The following is a 24,483-nucleotide window of genomic DNA, read 5'->3' on the forward strand; positions in this document are numbered from 1 at the left end:
CTGAGGAAGGGGCAGCCGTTAACCGTAGCAAATCACCGCAGGAGCACCGTATGACAGACGCCGAACTCAGCGCGAACGCTGCCCTGCCTGGGCAGCATGAACTCTCCATGACCGTACTGATGACGCCCGACATGGCAAATTTCAGCGGCAAAGTGCATGGCGGCGCGATTCTTAAAAAGCTCGATGAAGTCGCTTTTGCTTGCGCCAGCCGCTATTCGGGCCACTATGTGGTGACACTGTCGGTGGATCAGGTGCTGTTTAAACAGCCGATTCATGTCGGCGAGCTGGTGACCTTTTTAGCCAGCGTCAATCATGTTGGCCGCTCGTCAATGGAAGTGGGCATTAAGGTCGTAGCAGAAGATATTCGCAATAAGCTGATCCGTCATACCAACAGCTGCTACCTGACCATGGTCGCTGTGGATGAGGACGGAAAACCCGCCAGCGTACCGCCGCTCAGCTTGGCAACGCCCTTACAGCAGCTACGCTTTGAAAAGGCGGCTTTACGCAAGAAGTTACGCAAACAGGCCGAGAAAGAAGAGCTGTTTACCCAGCATCAGTACCCGCCTAAGACCCAGTCAAAAACATAGCCCTCGACGCCCCATCCAACGACAAGGAGTTCGTATGCCCGCCAGGGAACGCTACCCGCACCTGCCTAAAGCGGTTGAATACGCCCATATTGGTTGGGATTTTTTCATTCTGACGCTGGTGGTGATTAACCTCGCGCTACTGCTGTTTGATTCACTGTTTCTGCTCGGCCCTATTAACCAAGGCATCGCCAATCTCGCGCCCGGTTTTCATACTTTCTACGATGAGGTGATTCATAGCCGCTTCATCACCATCGACTTGGTATTTGTCAGCTTTTTTATCGTCGATGTACTGTTGGGCTGGTCAATTGCCATTGCCGAGCGGCGCTACCACCGCTGGTTTTTCTACCCCTTCGTGCACTGGTATGACGTGCTGGGCTGCATTCCCCTCGCAGGCTTCCGCCTGCTGCGTATTCTACGCGTGGTATCGTTAATCAATCGGCTGCATCGCCTCGGCCTTATTGATGTTACCCACTGGTATGTCTATCAATTTGTTGCCAAGTATTACGATATTCTGCTGGAGGAGCTTTCTGACCGTATCGCGCTACGGCTATTGGGCAATGTACAGCAGCAGATACGCGCCAGCGATTCGCTGACCGAGCGCGTGATTGAGCGTGTGATCATGCCCCGCAAGTCGCAGCTGATTCATGAGATTGCGCAGCGGTTGGAGAGCACTATCGGCAAAGCGTACCAGCACAACCGTCAGTCCATTATGGCGGCGATCAGCGATTTGGTTAGCCGTACGCTCCGGGAAAGCCCCGAGATTCAGCGCCTTAACCGCCTGCCCATGGGGCAGCAGGCCACCAGCGCTATGGAGGCATCACTCAGTGGCGTCGCCCAGCGACTAGTCGATGAGCTGCTGCTAGGTATTCATTCCGATGAGTTTAGGCAGTTAGTTGAGCGCACCGCCGACAGCGGCTTCGACACTTGGCTAACGGTTGACGAAGGCAGCAATCGCGTTACCGAGCAGGTGATGTATGACATTCTCGAAATGCTTAAAGACCAGATAAGCCATCAAGGCTGGAAAGACCGCTATGAATAATTCATAAGGTGGCGGGGGCTAACGGCCGCTCGCCCAAACAGGCGGCAACAATGCCCAATGCCTGAATGAGTTCGCTGCGATCCGCCGCGGCCCCAACACATAGACGAATGGCTTGGGGTGCGGGGGTGCTGCCCACACAAAAGGGCTCAGCGCTGCTTACCTTAACGCCCCGCTGCAGTAGCCGATCACACAGCTCTACGGCCCGGCTTCCCTCTGGCAGCGTCAACCATACATTACTGCTGTGGGAGCGCCCGCTTAGGGTAAACCCTTGCAGCCATTGGGCGGCCAACTGTTGACGCTCCGCTAACTCTTGGGTCTGCCAGGTAAGTAGTTTTTCCGCCGCGGCTTGGTTAATCCAGTGGCAGACCACGTCGACCATTAGCGGCGGCACCATCCAACTCTGGGCGCGCAGGCCAGTCGCTAACCGCTCGTGCAAACTTTTAGGCGCCCGCAGCACGCCAATTCGCAGCCCCCCCGCCAACACTTTAGCGGTGCTAAACACAAACAGTGTGCGTTCTGGCGCAAGCTTGTAAAGAGGCGTACCACGCTGCTCAGCGGGTAGATATTGCACGCCGTCTTCAATCAGCCAGATATCATGGCGCCTCGCCAGCGCCACCAGCTGTTCGCGACGCGGCGCGCTTAAACACGCGCCGGTGGGGTTGTTCTGCTCCGGCGTAAGATAAATCGCTCTCGGCGGCTGCCGGGCACACTGCGCCTCCAGCAGATCCATGCGCATCCCTTCGCTGTCTTGACCAATCCCTACCAACTTGAGATGACCTTGCTGCGCTGCGCTGATGGCACCGGGGTAGGTCAAGGCATCGGCAGCCAGCAGCTCGCCCGGCCGTAGCAAGGTGCTGAGCGCCAGACTAATGCCGTGCTGGCCACCTTGGGTGATCAGCAGTTCATCAGCCATCAGAGACATGCCTAAGGTATTTAACCAGCGAGCCAGCACCTCACGATGCTCGCGACGCCCCTGGGACTCTTGGTAAGTCACACCCCGCGCTAATGCTGCACCGGATTGGCTTAAGGCGAGCAGCGCTTCGCTCAACAGCGACTGTCGCAACGGGTGGGGCGGAGGCAGGCTAAGACTTAAATCGATCACACCGGCCGTTTCATCAGCGGGAAACGTCAGGCTAACAGCGTTGTCTTGCGTTTTGCTCCTCACATAGGTGCCGCTACCCACCCGTGCCGATACCCAACCGCTGCGTTCAGCTTCAGCGTAACCCCGGGTTACCGTGCCGATGGTCACCCCTAGCGCATCAGCCAAACGGCGCTGGGGCGGCAAGCGCTCCCCAGGCAGTAGTTCACCTGCCTGGATAGCGGTTTCAATGGCGCTGGCAATAGCGCGATAGCGTGAACCAGAAAACTCAGCGAGCGAAGGCACCCACATTGTCATGGTGACAATAAAACCTTTGACGTTAATTTAATCCCCATTATGCTAACAATAGGCGATCTAAAGCAATCCTCAACCACAAATTGTATGGATACAATAAAATGAACAGCGAATGGGTAATCCTCGGTCCGGCCGCGCTCTATATGATGTCGATGACGCTTACCCCTGGGCCAAATAACGTTATGCTTACCGCTTCTGGCGCCAACTTCGGCTTTAAGCGCACATTGCCGCATATGTGGGGAATTTTAGGTGGCTGCTTTTTACTCTTTGCGGGCATAGCGCTGGGCTTGGGCGTGCTGTTTGAACGCTACCCTGCAATTCAAACCGCGTTGCGCTGGGTAGGCAGCGCGTATTTGCTCTATTTGGCTTGGAAAATTGCCAGCGCCCCGCCGCCCAATCTTCACGTCCAAGCCCATAGCGTACCGTTTACGTTCTGGCAGGCTGCGGCGTTTCAGTTCGCCAACCCTAAAGCATGGGTAATGGGACTGGCGCTGATGGCGGGTTTTCTACCCGAAAGCGGCCAACCGGTATTTAATGCATTGTTACTTGCTGGCTTTGCTGAGATGGTGGCGCTGCCCTGTATTGCGCTATGGGCTGGCTTTGGTAGTGCAATTGGGCAGTGGATCAAAACAGATGCCGCGTGGCGGGCGTTCAACATCACCATGGGCGTGTTGACCGCCGCCTGCGTCGTACTGATCTTAGGTTAGCCGCAGCGAAGTTCCTCGATGACATCTTGATCATCAAGATGAATATTCAAACGATCCGGGCGGTGGTCCATGGTGGCGGCCTCACCAGGGCGCAATACGCGCGCTTGACGAGTGCTGCTCTCACTTTGTAACTGCGACCCCATTGCTTCATCGAACGGTTCGCCGATGGCGTATTGGATAGCCTCAAGATCGCAGGCAGCTGCCTGCTCTTGATTAGATCCGTTGGGCGTTACCGTTGGCGGCGGTGGCGCAGCGTCTACGTCGTCGTTGGCTGGAGAAATCGGCATTTGCGAGCTAGCACAGGCCGTTAGCAGCATTGCACAAGCGCCAACAGCAGCGAGCTTAGCCAGAATAATACGGGGTTTCATCCTTGAATCTCCAAAAGTAGATTATGAGGGTAGGCTATAAATCCAACGGGCCAGGCGTTAGCCTAGCCCGTTGGATACCACTTGCTTTAAAACGCAGTCTTACTTATTCAGCTGCATCTTGGACGGCTTTACCGCCCTCTTGCACATCTTGGCCAGCGCCAGAGATGGTATTACAACCCGTTAGCACACCCGCTGTCATCAGCAGCATAAAGCTCATGGCCAATAATTTTTTCATTTTTCCGTTCTCCTTAACGAGTTATTCAACATCGGGAAACTCCGCTGGCAACTTAATTTGCCACTTGGGAGTTTTTTCAGGGTAACAGCGTTTTGGCAATCGCGCTCGTTTTCCCTACGTCACTGCGCGGCTGCTATGCTAACAATCATCTAACCGCTGTGTGGAGCCTATCATTTGATCAATTTCGAGCTAGATGAACGCCTTGCCGCCGACACCTTACCTATTGCCGACCTCCCATTAAGCCGCGTGCTGTTAATGAACGACGCGCGTTATCCCTGGGTGATCCTAGTACCGCGCCACGCTTCTATCAGTGAAGTGTTTGAGCTTTCTGCCAATGACCAGCAGCAGCTTTGGCGCGAGGCCACCCAGCTAGGCGATGCAATGAAAGAAGCGCTGGGTGGGGACAAAGTTAATATTGCCGCGCTCGGCAATGTGGTTAGCCAGCTGCATGTGCACGTTGTTATTCGTCGGCACAGCGATGCAACCTGGCCTGCCCCTGTTTGGGGCAACGGCTCACCTAAACCTTACGATCTGGATGAACAAGCACAGTTACGCGACCAACTGCTGGCGCTTATCAATGGACTGGATGTGTAGCCTACCCGTTACCCCGTTAATGGATGGCCTTGCCGCGCAGGTGGCTCATTGAGAAGTGGCCCACTCGCAGGCTGGGCGATACCCGCGACGCTAAGTGAGATGCCCAGTACGACAATCAGCGTACCACCGGCCAGGGCCACCCAGCCGGTGGCTTTTTGCACGCTGCGCTGGCTGTGCTGCTGTTTGGACAATCGCCGCTGCGCCCAGCCGCGGGCTAAAATACTGGCCAGTGCGAGTGCTGACACCGTGAGCCCCGTGCCCAGCGACATAACCACAACAGACGCCACGCCGACTGCGAACTGGCCGAGCAGGCTAGCCGCCCCCAACATTAACACTGCCCCGCTGCATGGGCGCATGCCTATGGCACCGACCGTCATTATCGCCGTACGCCAATCTAACGCCTGCTGCGGCTCAATATGGTGAGCACCGCCGCAACAGTGGCTATGATCATGGTCTTGATGATGCTCGTGGCCTGGGCTGTACGCATGAGCCGCTCGCTGAGGCTGATAGGCTCGCCGCAATTGCTTGACGGCTCGCCAGCATAGCCACGCCCCTAGCGCCGCCACCAGCAGAAAGCTGGCCTGCTCCACCCAGGCAACGCTACCCATGGCCTGGCGAGTGATCCAGCCCAGGCCGTAAACCAGCACCACAATCAGCGCAATGGCGGTCACCCCTTGCAGCAAAGAGGCGGCAAACGACAGCCCCAGGGCGCGCTTTACCGCACCACCGTGGGTGGCTAAGTAGGTCGCCAGGACGGCTTTACCGTGCCCCGGACCGGCGGCATGAAAGACGCCATAGGCGAAGCTAACACTCAGCAAGCTCACCCACGTTGCCATACTGGGGGTGCGTGACAGTTCGGTAATCGCCAGCGTTAGCGAGCGGTGCAGATCACGCTGCCAACCAAGTAGCTGATAGCTAACGCTCTGAAAACCGCCTTGCCAAACAATGATAAGCACTGCTGCGACTAGCAACAGGCCTAGCATTAACCCTAAGTGACGTGTGAAGGGCCTTGTTAAGGACATCTTAACGCTCCAACGCAAAAAATGTTACAAGATAACATAGCTATAAAACAGCACGCCACTGCCTGTTTTCGAACAGCACCTAGCGACAATCAACTTGGCCGGTTTCGGCAAAATAGCGCCCCAGGCCTGGCTCACCACTCTCATCCTTGTCGAGCAGCGCCGCTTGCATCACCAGTTCAGGATCCGGGTCCGCGGGGAGAATAGCCAACTCACAGGCAGGCTCGCCGTGCAGTATCAGCGCATCATCCCGAGGCTGACCGTCCGCCTCCTCGTGCACCACTTCGATGTAGTAGGTGGGATCAAACACCTGGTAGCTAAGCAGGGCGTCTGTCAGCGGCTGCGGCGTTTCCAGCGGCAGGATAAACATAAAGGTCAGCCGCCCATCGCGCTCCATGGCGGTATACTCGCTTACCTCGCCCAATGCCTGGCGTTCACCGTTAATACGCACTTCAGTTAAGTAGTGCTGCGCGGCAAGGTTATCGCGAATCTCTTTGCCTAGCTGGTCGAGCCCCTGTTCGAGGCTGGCACCCTCTACCTGCTGGAGCTCTTCAAAAACCACCAGGCTATAAAAAGGGTCCATACGCCAGGTTTGATGCAGGCCACTCACCACGCCCTGATCATCGGTGATGACCCGCACACTCAGATCGATCCAACCGTGAGGGTGGGCATGGGCACCGGGGCTGACCAGAACGCTACTCATGCCCAAGCAAACGGCGACTACGCTACCTGCCCACTTCATGGCGCGACACCCAGTTTATGCTGCAAGGCGACCAGCCAAGGGTCGAGCAAATAGGGCGGCAGCGGCTGGTTGCCCCTCAACGCCGATACCCGCACACGGCTGCCACTGCCCTCTTCACTCACCTGCAACTGCAGCCGATACTCCGGCCAGCGAGCAAGCGATGCCTCAGCCCGCCCCAGCGATAGATCCGCATGGCGAACCACATAGCCCTGCTCCACCATCAACTCGACGGCTTCGCGGAAGGTTTCTTCTGATGAAGTGCTATAAGCCAACTCACGGGGCTCCAAGGGCGTGGTCGTTGCACAGCCGACCAATCCACCCAATAGCCCAATTAACAACCAGTGCCGAAGCGTCATAACGGCCTCCCGGTGGCGGGGACGGTTTGCGTAAAGCGGGTTTGAAAGCGCTGACAGAAATCGTCGTTGCTGGCACTGTAGGATTCGCGCAGATCACCCCAGTGATCGAAGCGGCGGATATCGCGGGATATGCGTATATGCGTATCGTCGACCAATAGCGACACACGCTCAAACTCTACCGGCTGCTGGCCTACGCCACCGCCAAAACTGCTCCCTATGCCGAACCCGACACCGGAACCTCGTCCGATACCCAAGCCACCAAAGACCCGCATTCCACGCCCATAGCCGTAGGCATCATCGTAAGGATCATAATAGCCGTGTAGCGCACGTTCCCGACTGGCGCTAATCAAACCCAAGGCGGTATCAGTAGAGTTCAGGGTAAAGCCCCATTCGGTGAGCACCTCAACACTGGTTTCTAACGCCCGCTCATGGTTGGCGGGAAAATAGCACGCAGCCGCAGGCGCTGGTTCCGCTTGCGGCAGGCGATCAGGAATCACTTGGCAGCCAGCCAGTGCTAGCAGACAGGTTAAGCTTATGGGTATCGACTTCATGTTAGATCCTCTAACGGACGAGGCCGCTGGTTTAGCTCGCCGAAGCTAGTCATGCTTAAATGAAATGACATTGTAGTGAAGACACTGTTTTGTGGAGAACGTGCTGATGAATGTTTTACTTTGCCCCGACAGCTTCAAAGATGCGCTGAGCGCCCAAGACGCCGCGGCCGCCATGGCGCGGGGCGTGCAGCGCGCCATACCCGAGGCGCACGTTCAAGCCTGCCCATTGGCTGACGGCGGCGAAGGCAGTTTAGACGCTCTGATCGCCGCCACCGGCGCTGAGCGGCGCCAGCTCAACGTTCAAGACGCCCTGGGGCGTCCTCGCCAAGCGGCCTGGGGCTGGCTGAGCGACCAGCGTACCGCGTTTATTGAGTTGGCAGAAGCCAGTGGTTTACAGCACCTCGGCGTCGATGAGCGCAATGCACTGCACACCTCCACCTTTGGAGTGGGTGAACTGCTGCTGGCGGCGCTGGATCAAGGCGCCGAAAAAGCGCTTTTACTGCTCGGCGGCAGCGCTACCAATGACGCTGGGGCAGGCATGCTACAAGCACTGGGCGTGCGCTTTTTAGATCAAAGCGGCAAACCGCTACCTCCCGGCGGCGCAGCGCTTAGCCAGCTGGCTAGCTTAGCGCTTGACGGGCTAGACCCGCGGTTAGCCAAACTCAGCCTAGAAGCCGCCGTTGATGTGGATAACCCGCTGCTGGGCGAGCGCGGGGCCAGCGCGATATTTGGCCCGCAAAAAGGGGCATCGCCTGAAGAAGTTGAACAGTTGGATCGAGCGCTTGGCCACTTCGCCGATATCAGCGCGCATGCATTAGGCGATGATTTCCGAACGCTGCCGGGCGCAGGCGCCGCGGGCGGCATGGGGTTTGCAGCCAAGGCGTTTTTAAATGCCACGTTAAAACCCGGTATTGAGATGATTATGCAGCAAGCGGATATGGCCTCGCACTTGGCCCGTGCCGACTTGGTCATCACCGGTGAAGGGCGTCTGGATGGCCAAAGCTTGTCGGGTAAAACCCCCATTGGCGTCTCCCGCGCCGCCAAGCGCCTTAACAAACCCGTTATCGTGTTGGCAGGCAGCCTAGGCGATGGCTGGCAGGCCTGCTTTGACGAAGGGGTAACGGCAGCGTTTACTTTGGCCGACGGCCCGATGACCTTAGCCGATGCGCTACCGCGCACCGCTGAACTGCTGGAAGCGCGCTGCGAAAGCTTGCTGCGGCTGTGGGTGCATAGTCCTTAAAACACCATGTGCAGCCCTTGAAAAAAGCCCTCATCGCCAGCATCTAATGCAATAGCCAAAGGGTAACGGCAACGACTTAATGTCGAAGCACTGATGCCAAAGAGCTATGGCAGCGATGCAAAAAACTTGTTTTGCACCGGCGCTAAGACACCCTATTCTGGTAACACGCATTAACCGCCGCACATTGCGACACAAACACTGTTGCATCAATATTGCGGCATAAAGAGGAAGCAGGATATGACTGATACCAATAGCATTGGCCTACACGAAGGTAGCGCTAGTCAACTCGCCGAAAAGCTCAACCACCTGCTGGCCAACTACCAAATTTTCTATATGAACGTGCGCGGCTACCACTGGAATGTTCGTGGTAACGATTTTTTTGAACTGCACGCCAAGTTTGAAGAGTTTTACACCGACCTGCTGACCAAAGTAGACGAAGTTGCCGAACGTATCCTGACCCTGGGCCACAAGCCGGTACACGCTTACAGCGACTACGTAACGCTATCGCGCATTCAGGAAGATAAAGACGTTCACGACGGTAACACCTGCGTCAAAGGCGTGCTCAAAGGGTACCAAACAATCATTGAGCTGCAGCGTGAACTGCTGTCGCTCGCCTCTGACGCCGACGATGAAGGCACCGCCGCACAAGCCGGTGACTACATCCGCGAGCAGGAAAAAACCATCTGGATGCTCAACGCCTATTTAAGCAAGTAAGCGTCATCTTTTGAGCTAAGAACGGCACCTTCGCTGCGTAGGTGCCGTTTTTGTGTTCGCGTGGGACGATCAGCGCTGATCGGCAAGATCCTCAATCAACGCCCGCAGCAGCGGCCAGAACTCTTCCACAGAGGCTAACTCCACCCGCTCATCCGGTGAGTGGGCGCCGCGAATCAGTGGCCCAAAGGAGATCATATCCAGCTGCGGGTATTTGCTGCCAAGAATACCGCACTCAAGCCCCGCGTGGATGACCTTCACCTCCGGCTCGCGGCCCAGCAGCGCCGCATGGCGGGCTTTAAAGGTCGCCAATAGCGCGCCATCAGGATTAGGCGCCCAGCCCGGGTAGCTGTTTTCCACCTTTACCCGCGCGCCAATCAACCCAAACAGCGCTTTAAAGCGATCCGCCATGGCGACCACCGCGCTGTCGTGCAGTGAGCGTACCAGGGCGCAGAGATGTAACCGCCCATTTTCGAGGCTTAGTACACCCAGGTTATTGGAGGTTTCTACGACCCCCGGCACATCGGCACTCATCCGCTCGACCCCACAGGGGGCGGCGTGAAGTGCCGCCAGCAGCATTACACTGGCGTCCAGGGTAAGCGGTTCCGCAGCGGGCAACTCAGCCAAACGCTGAGCGCTGATGTTAAGGCCGCTATCGCCACTACCCAGCTCCGTTAACAGAATTTTTTCCAGCCCCGCGATAGCGACCATCGCGGCGTCTACCTCATCGGCGGGCAGCGCCACTTGGGCAAACGCCTCCCGTGGGATTGCATTGCGCAAGGTGCCGCCGTGGTAGCTAATCAAGCGCGCATCAAACGCTTCCAAGGAGCGCAAAACTCGAACCAACAACCGGTTGGCGTTCCCCAGCGGTTTATGGATATCCGCACCGGAGTGGCCCCCCTTCAGGCCGGTCAAGGCGATCTCGATCACTCGCTCGTGATCACCAGCGGCGGCGCTGGGCAGCTGGGCATCCACTTCAACGTCGGCCCCACCCGCGCAGCCAATATAGACCTGACCACGATCTTCGCTATCCAGATTGAGCAGCAGCGAGCCTTCAAGCCAGTTCTCCGCCAGGTTCAGCGCACCGCCCATGGAGGTCTCTTCCTCCAGGGTAAACAGCGCCTCCAGTGGCCCGTGGCGAAGATCAGGGTCTTCCAGCACGGCGAGAATCGCCGCCACGCCCAGCCCGTTATCAGCCCCTAGGGTGGTGCCATCGGCGTGCAGCCAGCCGTCGGCCACATAGGTGCTGATCGGGTCACGGGTGAAATCGTGGGCGTGACCGCTATTGGCTTGCGCAACCATATCCAGGTGCCCCTGGAGCACCACGCCGGGTGCCTGCTCGCAGCCGGGAGAGGCCGATTTACGAAGGCGTAAATTACCGAAGCTATCGCGGTCGTGGGCGAGGCCCTGGGCATCGGCCCAGCTTTCGAGGGTAGCCACCAGTGCCGCCTCATGCCCAGAGGGGCGCGGCGTATTACACAGCGTTCGAAAATGGCGCCAAACCAAGCAGGGCTCAAGCGCGTCAAGATGTGCGTTCATAAAGACTCTTCATTATCGGTAACCGAACTACTTTACCTCAATGAGGCTATTCACAGCGAGGCGTAGGGCTTTTAAGGCGTCATTATGGGCATTCTCCAGGGCACTATTTTGAAACGCCCAGGCAGATAACTGTTGATGCGCCAGTTGCTGTGGCTCGGTTAAAGTGCGCTGGCTTGTTTCGCGGGCCAAGGCTTGCAGCGCCGTGCGAGCAAGCGCGGGGTCGCGATGGGCGGTGGCTACATCGTCAATATCCTGCCACTCGCGGTCACTCAGTGGCATGCTCGGCAGTTGAGCGAGCAGCAATACGAGCACTGGAGCGGGTAGCGCCTTGAGTTCAAACGCCAGCAGACTAGGCAAGCCTGCCTGGAAGCGCTCGCTAAGATCAGCAAGCACCGCCTCGCCTTCTGAATTCAGCGCTTTCGCCACCATTACAGCGAACTCACCGGTGGATACCTCCCGGGTAATGCCTAAGCGCACCGGGGTAAAACACTGCGCCAGCCAAAAGCGAAGCAGTGACGCCTCAGCGCCAAAAGTCGCCCCATAGAGCGCAACACCCTGCTGCGTGGCGGCGGCCATATCCTCGTCCAACAACGCTTGTCCCAAACCTTGGCGACGCCGTTCAGGGTGGCTAGCAATACGCACCACCCGCCGCCAGCGCGCCGTTAGCGCCGCGCGACTACCGGCGTGGGTCGCCAGCGATTGGGCCAACAAATGCCCCTGGCGACGCCGCTTACCACGGGCCACCTGGTCGGCTAGGGCTGGCTCAAAGCCGCCCTCTTCCCGGGTGACCAACACCGCCTGAGGCTCACCGGCCTGCTCTATCGTGCGTAGCTGGGTGCCTGGACCGTCAAGTAGTTGGCGCAGGTCGTTGGGAGAGGTGCGGTAGTGGGACTGCACCAGCAGTCCAAACAGCTTTTCCAACCCCGCGTCTTGCTGGGCAAGCAAGCCCTGATCAACCACCTGCGCTGCCACTGCGCTGCCACCCGGCTGCGCGATGGGCAGCGGTGCTTTTAACAACAGCAGTTGATTGACCAGGGTTTCCAGCGGGTCGCCGCTATGCCAGCGGATGGGGGCGTTCAGCGTTAGCGCTTTCCATTGGGGCGTCAGCCGCTCCAGGGTCGCGCGAAAGCGCAGCGCAAACCCTCTTCCCGAGCCCTCATAGCCGTGCACCGTGGTGGCGAAAGCAATCCGCGGAAAGGCGGCCAGCCACTGCTCTAACAGCGCAGCGGGAATCGCCGCCGCCTCATCAACCATTAAGTAGCTGCCATCACCGCCCTGCTGCTGGGCGTTAATCTGCTCGGTTAAGCCATCCGGGGGTAAAAAAATCAGCTCGCTGCCTTCGGCCAGCACGAAGTGGCCTGGGGCCACCCGACGGCCATCCGGGCAGAGTGCCGCGACCCGTTCGAATACGCTCTCCACTGCACTCAGCCGCGGCGCGGTGAGCACTATGCGTTGGGCTTTGCGCATTAGCAGCCGTGCGCAGGCGATACCCAGCGCGGCGCTTTTGCCGCGCCCGCGATCAGCGGTGATGACCAACGGACGACGCCGTTTCAAGCCAATCAATTCTTTCACTGCGTAGGCTTGGTCTGCGGTTAGGCAGTCACTATCAGCCGTTGCTGTGTTGTCTACTTTGCGCGCAGGCAGGTGAGGTAGATGCAACGACTGATCAACGTCCCAGCGCACTAGCTGAGCTGAGGCCTGCAACTGACGCGCCAAGCGCGAAAGATAGTGGCAGCTCAGCTCGGACCAGTGCCAGGGGTGGTCGGTAAAACGCGCATAGTCCGGGTCGGGTGCCGCTCCCCAAGGTTGTGGCGTGAGTAATACCAGCAAACCACCGGCAGTAATCGTGCCCGCCAGCGCCCCCAGTGCCTCAGGATCAAACCCCGTGCCGTGAGTGTCGAGCACTACCAGTTGGTGCTCTGCACCCAGGCGCATGCGCGCCTTGCGTGGCGATAGGTAGTTATCGCCCACCCACAGCGGCGCCTGCCAGGTGTGGGCTTGCCATAACGCCTGCGCGAGGGATTGGCACTGCTGAGCATCGCCGCTTAGCCAAACTAGCTGGCGCCAGCGGCGGCGGGCTAAACGCTGTGCGTGATGCACTAACGCGGCCACCCTTCGCATTTGCTGTTGGTTCTCTAACACGTGGTTCTTAAGCAATATAATTCCCTACTCCAGCGCGACTGCTTCCCATTACGTTAGCCTATCAGTGTATCAGCGTGCCGCTGAGCGCTTTGTGGCAAGCTTTCTACTTACAACTTTGGTTGAATAATTTAACTACTTTCAACGTTTTAAAGCGATCTCACCACTCACTATTACTCTAAGAATATTCGATAACTCGTTGTTTAAATTGCATATATAAAATTTTTTATAAAACCTAGCGATGAGGCCGCTTACATTACTGATATTGCACTGCAGCGGGGCTGTTGTGCTAATTTAGCTCTGCAGCGCTAAAAGCCCTTGTTTACGTAAACGTAATCCAGCGGTGCTGCACTTTCCTGCATTCAGGTAACCAACACTAATAACGCCACACGCCAAACCAGGAAATACATCATGAAAAAAATGACCAAATTCGCCCTCACCGGCCTTGCCGCTGGTATTGCCTTCGCTACGTTAACGACCACCGCCCAAGCACAAGAAGAGTGGACAATGACCACCACCTGGCCGGAAAACCTTGATCTGATCAAGATTGACCAGCACTGGGTGGAACTGGTCAATAAACTGGCGGGTGAAGAGCTGCAGATCAATTTCCGCGCAGGCGGTACGCTAATGCCCGGCACGGAAGTATTTGACGCCACTGAAACGGGCAGCATTGAAGCCGCAGGCGACTGGCCGGGCTATTGGGCAGGCTTAAACCCCGCCTTTTCGCCACTGGCCACCACGACCAGCCTGTTTAATGGCGTTGACTACCTCAACTGGATTCAGCAGTGGGGCGGCCGCGAGCTGTATGAAGAGATTTATGGCCAGTTCAACATGGTTTATCTCCCCTACGGCATCACTAACAATGAGTCGGGCTTTATGGGCCGTACCCCGATTGAGAGCATTGCCGATTTAGACGGCAAGCGTCTACGTCTTTCGGGTCGCGACCAGGGCCGCGTGCTTGAAGAGCTGGGCGGCTCCCAGGTCACCCTGGCAGGCGGTGAAGTCTACCAAGCCATTGAGCGCGGCGTCATCGATGCGGGTGAGTTCTCTACCCCTGGGGTCGACTTTAATGCAGGTTTTGCCGAAGTGGCCGACTACTGGGCAACGCCCGGCTGGCACCAGTCGGCCAGCGTATTTGGTGTGATGATCAATAAAGACGCCTGGGATGCGCTCTCCGAAGAGACCCAAGAGACCCTGCGCATCGCAGCGGACGCCACCATGGCATGGTCATTGGCCTGGTCTGAGCGCCAGTCCACCGAAGCCACCCAGAAGTTTATTGACGCGGGGGTAACGATCAACCAATTCTCTGAAGAGGATCTGGCACGCATCCAGGAGGTTACCAACGAGGTTATTCTACGCGGCGCTTGCGAAGACCCTGACCACGCCAAAGTCTACCAATCAATGATTGCCTATCTTGAGCACTATGCGACGTGGCGCGATGTTTCCGCACCCTACAATATGAGCCGCGTGATGGACAATCTGCCTTCATTGGAAGAGATCGAAGCCTGCCTGTAAGGCGCTTCTGTGCCGCCTCGGTTTCCGGGGCGGTTTTTTTGTGCTGACTGCGGAGATCTTCCATGAATGCGATTGCCAAGGCGATCGATGCCATCAATGAAGCCTTTGGGCGCATCATCGCCCCGTTGATTGCCATCATTACCCTGATTGTTCTGTTCGATATTGCGTCACGGTTTCTATTTGGGCGCCCCAGCGACTGGGCCTTTGACGTCACCAAAATGCTGTTTGGCGCCCACTTCATGCTGATGGCGGCCTACGGTCTCAAGCACCACGCCCATGTGGAAGTTGACGTGCTCAAGCGCTTGTTATCGCGTAAGAAGCAAGCCGTGCTTGACGTCCTCGGCTATCTGATTTTCTTTGTCCCCTTTATCTGGATGCTGATCACCCTGGGCTGGAGTTTCTTTGAACGCGCCTGGAGTCGCGGTGAAACCACCTACGGCATGGTCTCGATCCCGGTCTACCCGATTAAAGGGGTGATTGTGGTCGCCGCCATCCTGATCTTGCTGCAGGCTATTGCCATTGTGTTGCGCGCCATCATGCAGCTTCGCGAGGAGACATCAGCATGAACCTAAGTCCTGAATTACTCACGCTGGTCATGTTTGGCGGCCTAATGATCGGGCTGTTTATGGGTCACCCGCTGGCGTTTGTGCTGGGCGGTGTAGCAGTTATCGGTGCTTTTCTCGGCCCCGGTGAGCGCATACTCGGCACCCTGATCAACAATATTTTCGGTAACGCCATGGACAACTATGTGCTGGTGGCGATACCGCTGTTTATCCTAATGGCGCGGTTTTTAAACGACTCCGGCGTTACCGAGAAGATGTTTGACGCCATGCGCCTACTACTGGCGAACCTGCGTGGCGGTCTGGCGCTTACCGTGGTTATCGTCTCGGTGCTGCTAGCGGCCACCACTGGCATTGTGGGCGCCTCGATTGCGGTGATGGGCATGATTGCCCTGGTGCCAATGCTCAAGTATGGCTACAACAAAGAGCTCAGCGCCGGAGTCATTATGGCCAGCGGCTGTTTGGGCATTTTGATTCCACCCAGCATTATGCTGATCCTCATGGCCAGCTACTCACCGGTCTCCGTGGGCGCCCTGTTTGCTGGCGCGCTGATTCCCGGCCTGCTGCTCGGCGTTATGTACGCCCTTTACGTGTTGATCATCTGCTATATCAAACCCAGCTACGGCCCCAAGGTACCGGCGGAAGAGCGCGCTGAAGTCAGCACTAAACAACTGCTTATCATGCTGGCGAAGTACGTGCTCCCGCCCATGTCGTTGATTCTAGGCGTGTTGGGTGCGCTATTTACCGGCGTCGCCACGGCTACCGAAGCCTCGGCCATCGGCGTATTTATCGCCTTTATTCTGTTTATGATTTTTGGTGATCGCAAAATCAGCACCTGCTTCTGGACGATGATAGAAGCGGGTAAAACCACCACCATGGTCATGCTCGTATTGGTGGGGGCTACTGCATTCACCGGTGTATTCTCACGCGGTGGCGGTATGACCGTGATCAGCGAGCTGGTGCTGGCCATGCCCGGCGGCACCGTTGGGGCGCTAATCCTGATGCTGTTCCTGGTATTTATTCTGGGCATGTTCCTGGATTGGACCGGTATTGTTCTGCTGAGCTTCCCCATCATGCTGCCCATCGTCGAAACTATGGGCGTGGATATGTTGTGGTTCGTGGTGATGGTGGCGGTAGTGCTTCAGACATCGTTCCTGACCCCACCCTTTGGCTATGCACTGTTCTACTTGAAAGGTGTGGCACCACCCGGTGTCGAAATCGTCCATCTTTACAAAGCAGTGGTACCCTTTGTCGCGTTGATTCTACTCGCCTGTACGCTGATGGCGTTCTTCCCCTGGCTGATTACCGGCCTACCAAGCATGCTACTGGGTTACTAGGCCTTTCTTCCAAAGCTTATCCTCCAACCATTATGGCCCGCTCCGGCGGGCTTTTTTGCATTAATGACGAGCCTGCAAAGCTGCAGCAGGGCGTCGCCAATGCTACTATTCACGCCCGACACTATTTCGCATTAAGTGTGCTGCGCTACTTTCCGGCTTTTCGCTACTGCTTTCCGTCAATGCAAGGAGTGTTCGCTTGTTCAGATCCGGCTATCGCGGGCTATTCGCCTTCTCCTCTTCGCTTAGCCGTCGCGCTACCCCCTGGTCGATTGCCCTGATCGCGGTAGCGTTCGTGGTTGCCCTGCCCGTGCTTGTGGTATTTGCGCATATCGCGATGCCCACCGATGGCGTTTGGCAACACTTGGCCAGCACCGTACTTGGACGCTATTTGAACAACACCTTCTGGCTCGTTGTGACAGTAGGGCTCGGCACGCTCATCATCGGCACCGGCACAGCTTGGCTGGTCGTTATGTGCCGCTTTCCCGGTAAACGGCTATTCGAGTGGGCGCTGCTGCTGCCATTGGCGGTGCCCACTTACGTGATCGCCTACGCCTACACTGACTTTTTGCAGTTTGCCGGGCCGTTACAGAGCCTGCTGCGCGAGACATTTGGCTGGGGGTATGGCGACTACTACTTTCCCAATATTCGCTCGCTAGGTGGCGCCGCGACGGTGATTACCCTGGTGCTCTACCCCTATGTCTACCTGCTGGCCCGCGCCTCATTTCTGGAGCAGTCGGTCTGCGTGCTGGATGTGGGCCGCACCCTCGGCCGTGGCCCATGGAAACTGTTTGCCAGCGTCGCCGTACCACTGGCGCGTCCTGCGCTGGTAGGCGGAGTATCGCTAGTATTGATGGAGACGCTTAACGAGTTTGGCGCTGTACAGTTCTTCGGCGTGGATACCTTTACCACCGGTATCTACCGCACCTGGTTTGGCATGGGTGAGCAGGTGGCGGCAGCGCAGTTAGCGGCGTGCCTGCTCACCTTCGTGATTGTGTTAGTGCTGCTAGAGCGCTGGTCGCGGGGCAAGCGCCGCTACTTTCATACCACCAATCGCTATCAGCAGTTGCCGGAGTACGCGCTGCACGGCTGGCGAGCCGCGGCAGCGACGCTGGCTTGTTTAGTCCCGGTGCTGGTGGGCTTCTTACTGCCCAGCGGCATTCTGCTCAATTTAGCGCTGCAGGGGGGCGATTCTCTGTGGGGCTCGCGCTTTATTGGCTACGCCTGGAACAGCCTGGGGCTGGCAACAGTGGCAGCGCTGATCGCCGTGTGCTTGGCCGTTGTGCTGAGCTACGGCGTACGCATGCACGACACGACGTTTGCGCGGGTGGCTTCCCGGGTCGCCTCTATGGGCTACGCGATCCCGGGTTCGGTGGTCGCGGTGGGTATTTTAATCCCGTTTGCCTGGTTGGATAACGCCCTTAACACCTGGCTCAATAATCACTATGGCTACATCATTGGCCTGGTATTCAGTGGGTCGGCGTTTATCTTGCTATACGCCTACGTGGTGCGCTTTTTAGCCGTCTCGTTCAATGCCGTTGAGGCGAGCCTAGGCAAAGTAACACCCAGTATGGATGCCGCTTCGCGTACCCTGGGGCAAACCGCAGGCGGCACGCTGCGCCATATTCACACACCGATGATGCGCAGCAGCCTACTGGCAGCGGGGATTTTAGTCTTCGTTGACGTCATGAAGGAGCTGCCAGCGACGATTATTCTGCGCCCCTTCAATTTCGACACCCTGGCCGTGCGGGCACATAACCTGGCCTCTGACGAACGGTTGGCCGAAGCCTCCACCTCGTCGCTGGCCATTGTGGTGGTGGGCATTTTGCCGGTTATTCTGCTCAGCATGGCCATGCGCCGCTCACGTCCTGGTGCTCAGTCCTGATTAAGATTAAGCCGTGAACGGGAACACAAATACTTGTGAAAGGTCGAGGTGAATATCCACCGGTTGGCCTTCTGCGGGTAGAAACACCCCCGGTACGCGCGCGTGTAGGTGAGCCTCAAGGCCGTTTTCGCTATGGGCACACAGGTGTAGCAGGCTGGTGCGTCCGAGTAGCTTCGCCATTACCACATGGCTATGGCGATGCTCATCCGCTGGCAGATCTCGCTCAACAATGCGCAGCGCCTCAGGGCGTATCATGATTTGCGCGTCGCTACCCTCCGCTAATCCGGGGGCAGGCACCCGCCCAACAGGCGTGCTCACAGCACCATTATGCACTTTGCCCTGTAGCTCATTGACGTCGCCAAAAAAGGTCACCACAAAGGGGTCTTGAGGCGCGCAGTAAAGCTCGCGTGGCGTTCCCGTCTGCACGATTCGCCCATCGCGCATCAGCGCGATGCGATCGGCCATAAACATGGCTTCTTCGGGGTCGTGGGTTACCAGCAGCGTCGCCGCGCCGACCTTTTTTAGCACGTGGAGAGTATCGTCGCGGATGCGGTCACGTAGCCGCGCATCCAGACTTGAGAACGGCTCATCCAACAGCATTAAACGCGGCGATGGCGCCAGCGCACGCGCCAGCGCCACTCGCTGCTGCTGCCCACCAGAGAGCATATGCGGGTAAACATCCATATACGCGGCCATACCCAGCTGTTCAAGCAACTGTGCCGCCCGCTCGCGACGCTCACGAGAGGTTAAATGTTTAAGCCCAAAGGTGACATTTTCCAACACGGTTAGGTGGGGGAAAAGCGCCGAGTCTTGGAATGCCAGCCCAACATTACGCTTCTCCGGCGGCACATGGCGCTGACCTGGGCCTGCAATATAAACATCTTCCAAGGACACGCTGCCCTCTTGTAGCACTTCAAGGCCCGCAGCGATTCGCAGCAGCGTTGTTTTACCGCACCCCGAGGGGCCCAGTAGGCAAACTACCTCGCCTGGGGAAACGCTTAAATCCACGCCTTTTACTACCGTATGGCCATCATAGGCATGACGTACATTGTGCAGCGTTAACGCTGATGCGCTAGGCACCGCCGAGGCGACCTTCAGGGTTGCTGTCATAAATCACCACTTGCAGCTGGTCAAACCGCTCCGACAAACGTCTAAACGCGGATTGGGTACATTTGGAAGTTGTTTGCATTCTATTTTTTATTGGTGAGTTATGCACGCATCGCATTTCTTCTACCAATGTTTTACTAATAGGGTCTTGACGGACAGCATACGAAACGCTTCAATAACAATGTTAATAATGCAACTTATTATCATTTATTAAATAAGGATGTACTAAATGAAAACCATACGCTTTGTTGCTCCGATGGCAGCGATGATGGTGGGCGCCACGTTTGCCGGTCAGGCCGCGGCAGACGAGCTCAACCTCTATTCCGCTCGCCACTATGACTCTGACGAGCACCTCTACGATGCTTTCACCGAAGAGACAGGCATCGAAGTTAACATCCTTGAAGGCGACTCAGACCAGCTGATTGAGCGTATTCAGCGTGAGGGCGTGGCGAGTCCGGCTGATGTCATGATGACCGTCGACGCAGGCCGTCTATGGCGTGCGGAAGATGAAGGCATCTTCCAAAGCGTTGAATCGGATGTCCTCAACGAGCGGCTACCTGAATCCATGCGCCACCCTGACGGCCTGTGGTTTGGTTTTAGTCAGCGCGCCCGGGCGATTTACTATAACCGTGAAAACTTCGACCCGAGCCAGATCACTAGCTACGAAGATCTTGCCGACCCGCAGTTCGAAGGCAAAGTATGCATCCGCTCTTCCAACAATATTTATAACCAGTCGCTGCTGGCCTCAATGATTGAGCACCACGGCGAAGAGGGTGCCGAAGAGTGGGCCCAGGGCGTTGTGAATAACATGGCGCGGGATCCGGAAGGTGGCGATACCGACCAGATTCTCGGTGTTGCCAGCGGCGAGTGCGATATTGCCGTGGCCAACCACTACTACTATGTTCGCCTGCTGAAATCCGACGACGACGCCGAGCGTGAAGCGGCGCGTAAAGTGGGTATTATTTTCCCCAACCAGGATGACCGCGGCACCCACGTTAATGTTGGCGGTGCCGGTGTCGTAGAAGGTGCGCCTAACCGCGAAAACGCGGTGCGCTTCCTTGAGTACCTGGCTTCCGACACCGCCCAGGAAATCTTTGCCTCTGGCAACAACGAGTTCCCGGTGGTTGAAGGCATCAAGAAAGACCCAGTCCTGGAATCCTGGGGCAACTTCAAAACAGATGACGTAAACATCAGCGTACTAGGTGAGAACAACCCTGAAGCGATCCGCATTTTTGATCGCGTCGGCTGGCGTTAAGTGATTTAACGCGTACTAAAAACCCCCGTAGCTACGCTGCGGGGGTTTTGCGTTATAGCGGGTCTAAACAGGCGAGCATGGGGGTCTGCCGGGGTCGGCCATCTTCCTGGATATAGAGGCTACGCACCCGGCTTGCTGGCAGCTCTAAGGGCACGTGGCTGACAATAACCACGATCCCATCCCTTGTACGGCGCGCAAGGCTAGCAACCACTTGCTGCCGTGTAATGGCATCCAGCCCGGCTAATGGCTCGTCGAGCAGTAGAATCGGCCGTCGCGCCAACAGCACTCGTCCCAGGGCGATACGCCGCGCCTGCCCGCCGGAAACGGCGGCACCATACTCGCCCAAAGGCGTCTCCAGGCCCTGGGGCAAGTCGCGTGCCCAAGCGCCCAGCGCCAGATCGTCGAGAATGCTCCATAGCTCGCTATCGCTGGCATCGCGGTCACCGAGGCGTAGGTTTTCCTCCAGGCTCATATCAAACAAGTTCCACTGCTGGGGCAGATAGCCGACGATATGGTGAAACGACCACTGCTCAATAGAGTGGCCGTTAAGGCAACACTCCCCGCTAAGTGGCAGCAGCTCGCCGGCCAACACCTGCAACAGGGTCGATTTCCCGCAACCTGAGGGGCCATGCACACAGAGTATTTCACCGCTCTGCAACGCCAGACTAATACGCTGCGGCCCCACCAGTGCACCGGGCAGGCTGGCGGTTAATTGGTTGACGTTGAGATGCCAAGCAGGCGGTGTGGTATCAGCGAACTCAATGCCAGCTTGCCCCCTTGGCGCTACCTCCACCAGGGCATTGAGACGATCCCGTGCGGCAAGGCTCGCCCCCAAGGCTAGAAAACTGTTGGCCAGCGGCGCCAAAATCTCCCCTAATGCCAGGATCGCCAATACCGCGGCTAATAGCATCGGCACCGTCAAATGGCTAGCCGCCAATAGCCCTTCTGCCTGCCATAGCACGCCCACAATGGCGCCTCCCAACGCTACCTGCTGCAACGCGGTGGTCAGGCTAGCCAGCAACTGCTGCCGCTCCTGGTGGGCCAGATAGTCGGCATCGTAACTTTTCACTCGTTGTGCCATATCCGCCCATCGCCCCCACAACACCAACGAGGTAATGGCTGCCAAAGGCTCAATCAGTGCCACCCGACGATGCTCGGCAAACTCAGCACTCTGGCGTGCCTGACCAATACCGCGCCATAACGCCAGTAACGGCAGCCCCAGCCAGGCTAACATTAACCCCGGCGCGGCGGCCCAAAGTAGGGTTTCACTCAACCAGTAAAGGCCAGCCATAACGACCATCACCATTAGCCCGGCCCAGCCCCAGGGCAGCAGTGCTCGCAAGACTACCTGATCAAGCTGGTCGATATCACTGACCAGCCGATGCATGGTACTGGCCGTGCCGTAGTGCGATGAACGGGAAGCCGACTGTAAAGGCGTTTGTCCCAATGCCATAAAAAGTCGACAACGCAGGTCTTTTAGCAACCCCAGGGCGGCATCGTGGGAGGCTAGGCGCTCACCATAGCGCCCGGCCGTGCGAACGATGGCACACAGACGAATCAAAGCCGCGGGACGAAAATAGTCGAAGCCGAAGGCACTCGCTGTCACCGTCCCGGCCACTGCCGCGGCGGTAATAAACCAACCTGAAATGGCCAGCAAGCCGATAACGGCCAGCAGCGTGGCGGCGCCCAGCAAGAACGCCAGCGACCAACCGCCGCGCCTAAGCAACAGCAAATCACGCAGCCGGATGGTGGGGGTAGGCATCCCGGACGGTGTCTTGTTTAGCCGCAACATGCCATAGCCTCTTGCAATGACAACTCTACTCGCTGGTCAACCCACCCCAGCCCAGCCGACTCGTGGCTGACAATCATCACGCTACGCCCGCGGCTAAGCTGCTCGATCAGTGTGTTGAGTTGCCAGGCGGCATCCGGATCGAGATGGGCCGTGGGCTCATCGAACAGCCATAGCGCTGCATCGCGAAGCAGCAACTGCGCCAACCCCAAGCGTTGCAGCTGGCCGCCGGAAACCCCCTGCCCGCGCTCACCCAACTGCGTGGCAAGCCCATTACCACGAACCAGAATTGGCCAAAGTCCGACCTGGGTGAGCACTTCAATAAGCTCTGCATCAGATTTGTCTGGGGCCGCCAAGCGCAGATTCTCCGCAATGCTGCCGGACTGTATCGGCGGTTGCTGACTAAGGTAGCCAAGCTGGCGTTGCCAGGCGTCGCGAGGCCATTGGGAAAGCTCGCAACCCTTCGCCTTCAGGCTGCCCTGGTAGGCAGTAAACCCCAGCAGCGCTTGTAAAAGACTCGACTTGCCCGCCCCACTCTCGCCCTGCACCAACAGCCGTTCGCCCGCGGCCAGCGTCAGATTAAGCGGCGCCAGCCGCAGACGCCCGCCCTCACCGCTAACACTTAACTCGCGGCATTCAACAGCAAGAGACTCACCGCTTACCGCTGCTGGAGAGAGCGGCAACCCTTGGGGCTGCCAAGTGTCCGCTTCCAGCAGAGGCGACAACGCCTGCATCGCGCCCAGCGCTTCGGCACGGGCATGATAATCGCTGCCCAATTGGCGTAGCGGCGCATAGAACTCGGGCGCCAGCAGCAAAATAAACAGCGCTCCCTGATACGGCACCGGAACGTCTGCTTTCGCCCAGGGCAATAGGCCAAGCAAGCCCAAGCCTAGATAGAGCGCCACCAGGGCAATCGCCAGCGCGGCAAAAAACTCCAGCACCGCGCTGGATAGAAAGGCCAGTCTAAGCACCCGCATGGTACGCCCACGGTAGGCGTCACTTGCCTGGGCGACCTTGGCCTCCGCCTGGTCGGTCGCCCCCATGCGCTGCAGCGTTGCCATCCCTCGAACCAGGTCGAGAAAGCGGCCACCCATACGCGCCAGCGCCGTGAACTGCTGCTGACTGGCACCCGCAGCGGCACGGCCCACAAGGATCATAAACAGCGGCACCAAGGGTGCGGTCATCAGCATTAATCCCGCGGCCAACGGGCTATGCAACGCCACCACCGCCGCGATCAGGCAGGGAACGACAACGGCCAGCAGACTCTGTACCCGATAGCGACTAATGTAGCCGTCCAGGGCGTCCACCTGCTCCAGCACCTGAGTTGCCAAGGCACCATCGCTGCCAAATTGGCGCCTAACCGGCCCAAGACGGCCAAGCTGCGTTAATAACTGGCTGCGTAAGGCGACACGGGCATGCCGACTGGCTTGGCGAGATAACCCTTCACGGCCGGCGTGGAGCAAAGGGCGGAGCACCATGCATACTGCCAGCCCTGCTAACCATGCGGACGGGTGGCCCAGCGTCTCCCTGCCCTGCCAGAGCAGTAACCAGTGATGGAACAGTGCCGCCAGCAGCCAACTCTGGGTAATCAGCAGTACCACGCCGATCAGCGCAAGCAGTGTGGCGCCCCGCAACCACCAGCGTTGCGGGGCCAGGCAGCGGTTCAGCCGCTGCCCCGGGTCAATAGCGTCAGTCGCTCCGCTCATGCTCGGCTTCGCCTTCATAGCCATTCACTTCAAGCCGCATGGCGATAAGAACAGTGACGACAGCCGCCAGCGTGACACCCAAAATCCAGGCGAAATACCACATAGGATAATC

The 24,483-nt window shown here is 57.7% G+C and carries 24 protein-coding genes; 11 read left to right on the forward strand and 13 right to left on the reverse strand.

Annotated elements, in window-relative coordinates:
• Window positions 1-50: 50 nt before the first annotated feature.
• Window positions 51-587 (forward strand): acyl-CoA thioesterase, encoded by a 537-nt coding sequence (locus U738_RS22335; protein ID WP_035585570.1) that lies wholly within the window; start codon window positions 51-53, stop codon window positions 585-587.
• Between the two features lie 34 nt (window positions 588-621).
• On the forward strand, window positions 622-1,626 hold the full coding sequence (locus U738_RS22340; protein ID WP_035585572.1) for a hypothetical protein: 1,005 nt from the start codon (window positions 622-624) through the stop codon (window positions 1,624-1,626).
• A gap of 1 nt (window position 1,627) precedes the next feature.
• Here the strand turns inward: U738_RS22340 and U738_RS22345 are convergent, their stop codons facing one another.
• Window positions 1,628-3,022: an aminotransferase-like domain-containing protein gene (locus U738_RS22345; RefSeq protein ID WP_035585574.1), complete on the reverse strand. Its 1,395-nt coding sequence runs from the start codon at window positions 3,020-3,022 to the stop codon at window positions 1,628-1,630.
• Between the two features lie 98 nt (window positions 3,023-3,120).
• Between U738_RS22345 and U738_RS22350 the strand changes: the two genes are divergently transcribed.
• Window positions 3,121-3,726, forward strand: coding sequence for a LysE family translocator (locus U738_RS22350; RefSeq protein WP_035585576.1), 606 nt, complete (start codon window positions 3,121-3,123; stop codon window positions 3,724-3,726).
• On the opposite strand, the gene U738_RS22355 is transcribed toward U738_RS22350, so the two are convergent.
• Window positions 3,723-4,094 carry an I78 family peptidase inhibitor gene (locus tag U738_RS22355; protein ID WP_035562007.1) on the reverse strand — a complete coding sequence of 124 codons (372 nt, stop codon included), beginning with the start codon at window positions 4,092-4,094 and terminating at the stop codon, window positions 3,723-3,725. The genes U738_RS22350 and U738_RS22355 overlap by 4 nt on opposite strands.
• A 103-nt stretch (window positions 4,095-4,197) precedes the next feature.
• Entirely contained in the window at window positions 4,198-4,329 is a 132-nt protein-coding gene (locus U738_RS22360) for an entericidin A/B family lipoprotein (protein ID WP_027958626.1), read from the reverse strand.
• Between the two features lie 174 nt (window positions 4,330-4,503).
• Here U738_RS22360 and U738_RS22365 point away from each other — a divergent pair, with 174 nt between their 5' ends.
• The gene (locus U738_RS22365) at window positions 4,504-4,923 is read left to right on the forward strand and encodes an HIT domain-containing protein (protein WP_035562004.1); all 420 of its coding nucleotides are present in this window, start codon (window positions 4,504-4,506) and stop codon (window positions 4,921-4,923) included.
• 8 nt (window positions 4,924-4,931) lie between these two features.
• On the opposite strand, the gene U738_RS22370 is transcribed toward U738_RS22365, so the two are convergent.
• From U738_RS22370 to U738_RS22385, 4 genes are all read right to left on the reverse strand, one after another.
• Window positions 4,932-5,945, reverse strand: a complete 1,014-nt coding sequence (locus U738_RS22370; RefSeq protein WP_035585578.1) for a nickel/cobalt transporter — start codon at window positions 5,943-5,945, stop codon at window positions 4,932-4,934.
• Window positions 5,946-6,024: 79 nt separating this feature from the next.
• Window positions 6,025-6,684, reverse strand: coding sequence for a DUF1007 family protein (locus U738_RS22375; protein WP_035585580.1), 660 nt, complete (start codon window positions 6,682-6,684; stop codon window positions 6,025-6,027).
• Window positions 6,681-7,040 (reverse strand): hypothetical protein, encoded by a 360-nt coding sequence (locus U738_RS22380; protein WP_035562000.1) that lies wholly within the window; start codon window positions 7,038-7,040, stop codon window positions 6,681-6,683. Before U738_RS22380 ends, U738_RS22375 begins: the two co-directional genes overlap by 4 nt.
• The gene (locus U738_RS22385; RefSeq protein ID WP_035585582.1) at window positions 7,037-7,591 is read right to left on the reverse strand and encodes a hypothetical protein; all 555 of its coding nucleotides are present in this window, start codon (window positions 7,589-7,591) and stop codon (window positions 7,037-7,039) included. The genes U738_RS22380 and U738_RS22385 overlap by 4 nt, the downstream gene beginning before the upstream one ends.
• A gap of 106 nt (window positions 7,592-7,697) precedes the next feature.
• On the opposite strand from U738_RS22385, the gene U738_RS22390 reads away from it, so the two are divergent.
• Together U738_RS22390 and U738_RS22395 are read left to right on the forward strand one after the other, a co-directional pair.
• Window positions 7,698-8,831, forward strand: coding sequence for a glycerate kinase (locus tag U738_RS22390; RefSeq protein ID WP_035585584.1), 1,134 nt, complete (start codon window positions 7,698-7,700; stop codon window positions 8,829-8,831).
• A 237-nt stretch (window positions 8,832-9,068) separates the two neighbouring features.
• Window positions 9,069-9,545, forward strand: a complete 477-nt coding sequence (locus tag U738_RS22395) for a Dps family protein (protein ID WP_022522067.1) — start codon at window positions 9,069-9,071, stop codon at window positions 9,543-9,545.
• A 69-nt stretch (window positions 9,546-9,614) separates the two neighbouring features.
• Here U738_RS22395 and U738_RS22400 read toward each other — a convergent pair whose 3' ends face one another.
• Window positions 9,615-11,081 carry an aminoacyl-histidine dipeptidase gene (locus U738_RS22400; protein WP_035585586.1) on the reverse strand — a complete coding sequence of 489 codons (1,467 nt, stop codon included), beginning with the start codon at window positions 11,079-11,081 and terminating at the stop codon, window positions 9,615-9,617.
• A gap of 27 nt (window positions 11,082-11,108) precedes the next feature.
• Window positions 11,109-13,202, reverse strand: coding sequence for a tRNA(Met) cytidine acetyltransferase TmcA (locus U738_RS22405; protein ID WP_050714126.1), 2,094 nt, complete (start codon window positions 13,200-13,202; stop codon window positions 11,109-11,111).
• Window positions 13,203-13,631: 429 nt separating this feature from the next.
• On the opposite strand from U738_RS22405, the gene dctP reads away from it, so the two are divergent.
• The 4 genes from dctP to U738_RS22425 all read left to right on the forward strand — a co-directional run bounded on the left by dctP (window position 13,632) and on the right by U738_RS22425 (window position 18,514).
• Entirely contained in the window at window positions 13,632-14,735 is a 1,104-nt protein-coding gene (dctP, locus tag U738_RS22410; protein ID WP_035585590.1) for a TRAP transporter substrate-binding protein DctP, read from the forward strand.
• 62 nt (window positions 14,736-14,797) lie between these two features.
• Window positions 14,798-15,301, forward strand: a complete 504-nt coding sequence (locus tag U738_RS22415; RefSeq protein ID WP_035585592.1) for a TRAP transporter small permease subunit — start codon at window positions 14,798-14,800, stop codon at window positions 15,299-15,301.
• Window positions 15,298-16,632 carry a TRAP transporter large permease gene (locus U738_RS22420; protein ID WP_035585594.1) on the forward strand — a complete coding sequence of 445 codons (1,335 nt, stop codon included), beginning with the start codon at window positions 15,298-15,300 and terminating at the stop codon, window positions 16,630-16,632. The genes U738_RS22415 and U738_RS22420 overlap by 4 nt, the downstream gene beginning before the upstream one ends.
• A 196-nt stretch (window positions 16,633-16,828) precedes the next feature.
• Window positions 16,829-18,514, forward strand: coding sequence for an ABC transporter permease (locus U738_RS22425; protein ID WP_035585596.1), 1,686 nt, complete (start codon window positions 16,829-16,831; stop codon window positions 18,512-18,514).
• 6 nt (window positions 18,515-18,520) lie between these two features.
• Here U738_RS22425 and U738_RS22430 read toward each other — a convergent pair whose 3' ends face one another.
• A complete protein-coding gene (locus U738_RS22430; protein ID WP_035585598.1) occupies window positions 18,521-19,624 on the reverse strand; it encodes an ABC transporter ATP-binding protein in 1,104 nt (367 codons plus the stop codon).
• A gap of 226 nt (window positions 19,625-19,850) precedes the next feature.
• On the opposite strand from U738_RS22430, the gene U738_RS22435 reads away from it, so the two are divergent.
• A complete protein-coding gene (locus U738_RS22435; RefSeq protein ID WP_035585600.1) occupies window positions 19,851-20,876 on the forward strand; it encodes a Fe(3+) ABC transporter substrate-binding protein in 1,026 nt (341 codons plus the stop codon).
• A gap of 52 nt (window positions 20,877-20,928) precedes the next feature.
• Here U738_RS22435 and cydC read toward each other — a convergent pair whose 3' ends face one another.
• From cydC to cydX, 3 genes are read right to left on the reverse strand one after another with little or no spacing between them, the layout of a single operon-like run.
• Window positions 20,929-22,668 (reverse strand): thiol reductant ABC exporter subunit CydC, encoded by a 1,740-nt coding sequence (gene cydC / locus U738_RS22440; protein ID WP_035585602.1) that lies wholly within the window; start codon window positions 22,666-22,668, stop codon window positions 20,929-20,931.
• The gene (gene cydD / locus U738_RS22445) at window positions 22,656-24,371 is read right to left on the reverse strand and encodes a thiol reductant ABC exporter subunit CydD (RefSeq protein WP_081899178.1); all 1,716 of its coding nucleotides are present in this window, start codon (window positions 24,369-24,371) and stop codon (window positions 22,656-22,658) included. Before cydD ends, cydC begins: the two co-directional genes overlap by 13 nt.
• Window positions 24,355-24,474: a cytochrome bd-I oxidase subunit CydX gene (cydX, locus tag U738_RS22450; protein ID WP_035561958.1), complete on the reverse strand. Its 120-nt coding sequence runs from the start codon at window positions 24,472-24,474 to the stop codon at window positions 24,355-24,357. Before cydX ends, cydD begins: the two co-directional genes overlap by 17 nt.
• Between the last annotated feature and the right edge of the window lie 9 nt (window positions 24,475-24,483).

Origin of the sequence: Halomonas sp. TG39a (genome assembly GCF_000744395.1) — a bacterium.
Classification (GTDB): domain Bacteria; phylum Pseudomonadota; class Gammaproteobacteria; order Pseudomonadales; family Halomonadaceae; genus Vreelandella; species Vreelandella ventosae_B.

Excerpts from the sequence above, each read along its gene's own strand:
- U738_RS22340 (WP_035585572.1), top strand. The coding sequence starts at position 622 with ATGCCCGCCAGGGAACGCTACCCGCACCTGCCTAAAGCGGTTGAATAC.
- U738_RS22355 (WP_035562007.1), bottom strand. The coding sequence starts at position 4,094 with ATGAAACCCCGTATTATTCTGGCTAAGCTCGCTGCTGTTGGCGCTTGT.
- U738_RS22385 (WP_035585582.1), bottom strand. The coding sequence starts at position 7,591 with ATGAAGTCGATACCCATAAGCTTAACCTGTCTGCTAGCACTGGCTGGC.
- U738_RS22380 (WP_035562000.1), bottom strand. The coding sequence starts at position 7,040 with ATGACGCTTCGGCACTGGTTGTTAATTGGGCTATTGGGTGGATTGGTC.
- cydC (WP_035585602.1), bottom strand. The coding sequence starts at position 22,668 with ATGTTGCGGCTAAACAAGACACCGTCCGGGATGCCTACCCCCACCATC.
- cydD (WP_081899178.1), bottom strand. The coding sequence starts at position 24,371 with ATGAGCGGAGCGACTGACGCTATTGACCCGGGGCAGCGGCTGAACCGC.
- U738_RS22335 (WP_035585570.1), top strand. The coding sequence starts at position 51 with ATGACAGACGCCGAACTCAGCGCGAACGCTGCCCTGCCTGGGCAGCAT.
- U738_RS22420 (WP_035585594.1), top strand. The coding sequence starts at position 15,298 with ATGAACCTAAGTCCTGAATTACTCACGCTGGTCATGTTTGGCGGCCTA.
- U738_RS22370 (WP_035585578.1), bottom strand. The coding sequence starts at position 5,945 with ATGTCCTTAACAAGGCCCTTCACACGTCACTTAGGGTTAATGCTAGGC.
- U738_RS22345 (WP_035585574.1), bottom strand. The coding sequence starts at position 3,022 with ATGACAATGTGGGTGCCTTCGCTCGCTGAGTTTTCTGGTTCACGCTAT.
- U738_RS22405 (WP_050714126.1), bottom strand. The coding sequence starts at position 13,202 with ATGCGAAGGGTGGCCGCGTTAGTGCATCACGCACAGCGTTTAGCCCGC.
- U738_RS22395 (WP_022522067.1), top strand. The coding sequence starts at position 9,069 with ATGACTGATACCAATAGCATTGGCCTACACGAAGGTAGCGCTAGTCAA.
- U738_RS22360 (WP_027958626.1), bottom strand. The coding sequence starts at position 4,329 with ATGAAAAAATTATTGGCCATGAGCTTTATGCTGCTGATGACAGCGGGT.
- U738_RS22430 (WP_035585598.1), bottom strand. The coding sequence starts at position 19,624 with ATGACAGCAACCCTGAAGGTCGCCTCGGCGGTGCCTAGCGCATCAGCG.
- cydX (WP_035561958.1), bottom strand. The coding sequence starts at position 24,474 with ATGTGGTATTTCGCCTGGATTTTGGGTGTCACGCTGGCGGCTGTCGTC.
- U738_RS22350 (WP_035585576.1), top strand. The coding sequence starts at position 3,121 with ATGAACAGCGAATGGGTAATCCTCGGTCCGGCCGCGCTCTATATGATG.
- U738_RS22390 (WP_035585584.1), top strand. The coding sequence starts at position 7,698 with ATGAATGTTTTACTTTGCCCCGACAGCTTCAAAGATGCGCTGAGCGCC.
- U738_RS22435 (WP_035585600.1), top strand. The coding sequence starts at position 19,851 with ATGAAAACCATACGCTTTGTTGCTCCGATGGCAGCGATGATGGTGGGC.
- U738_RS22415 (WP_035585592.1), top strand. The coding sequence starts at position 14,798 with ATGAATGCGATTGCCAAGGCGATCGATGCCATCAATGAAGCCTTTGGG.
- dctP (WP_035585590.1), top strand. The coding sequence starts at position 13,632 with ATGAAAAAAATGACCAAATTCGCCCTCACCGGCCTTGCCGCTGGTATT.
- U738_RS22400 (WP_035585586.1), bottom strand. The coding sequence starts at position 11,081 with ATGAACGCACATCTTGACGCGCTTGAGCCCTGCTTGGTTTGGCGCCAT.
- U738_RS22375 (WP_035585580.1), bottom strand. The coding sequence starts at position 6,684 with ATGAAGTGGGCAGGTAGCGTAGTCGCCGTTTGCTTGGGCATGAGTAGC.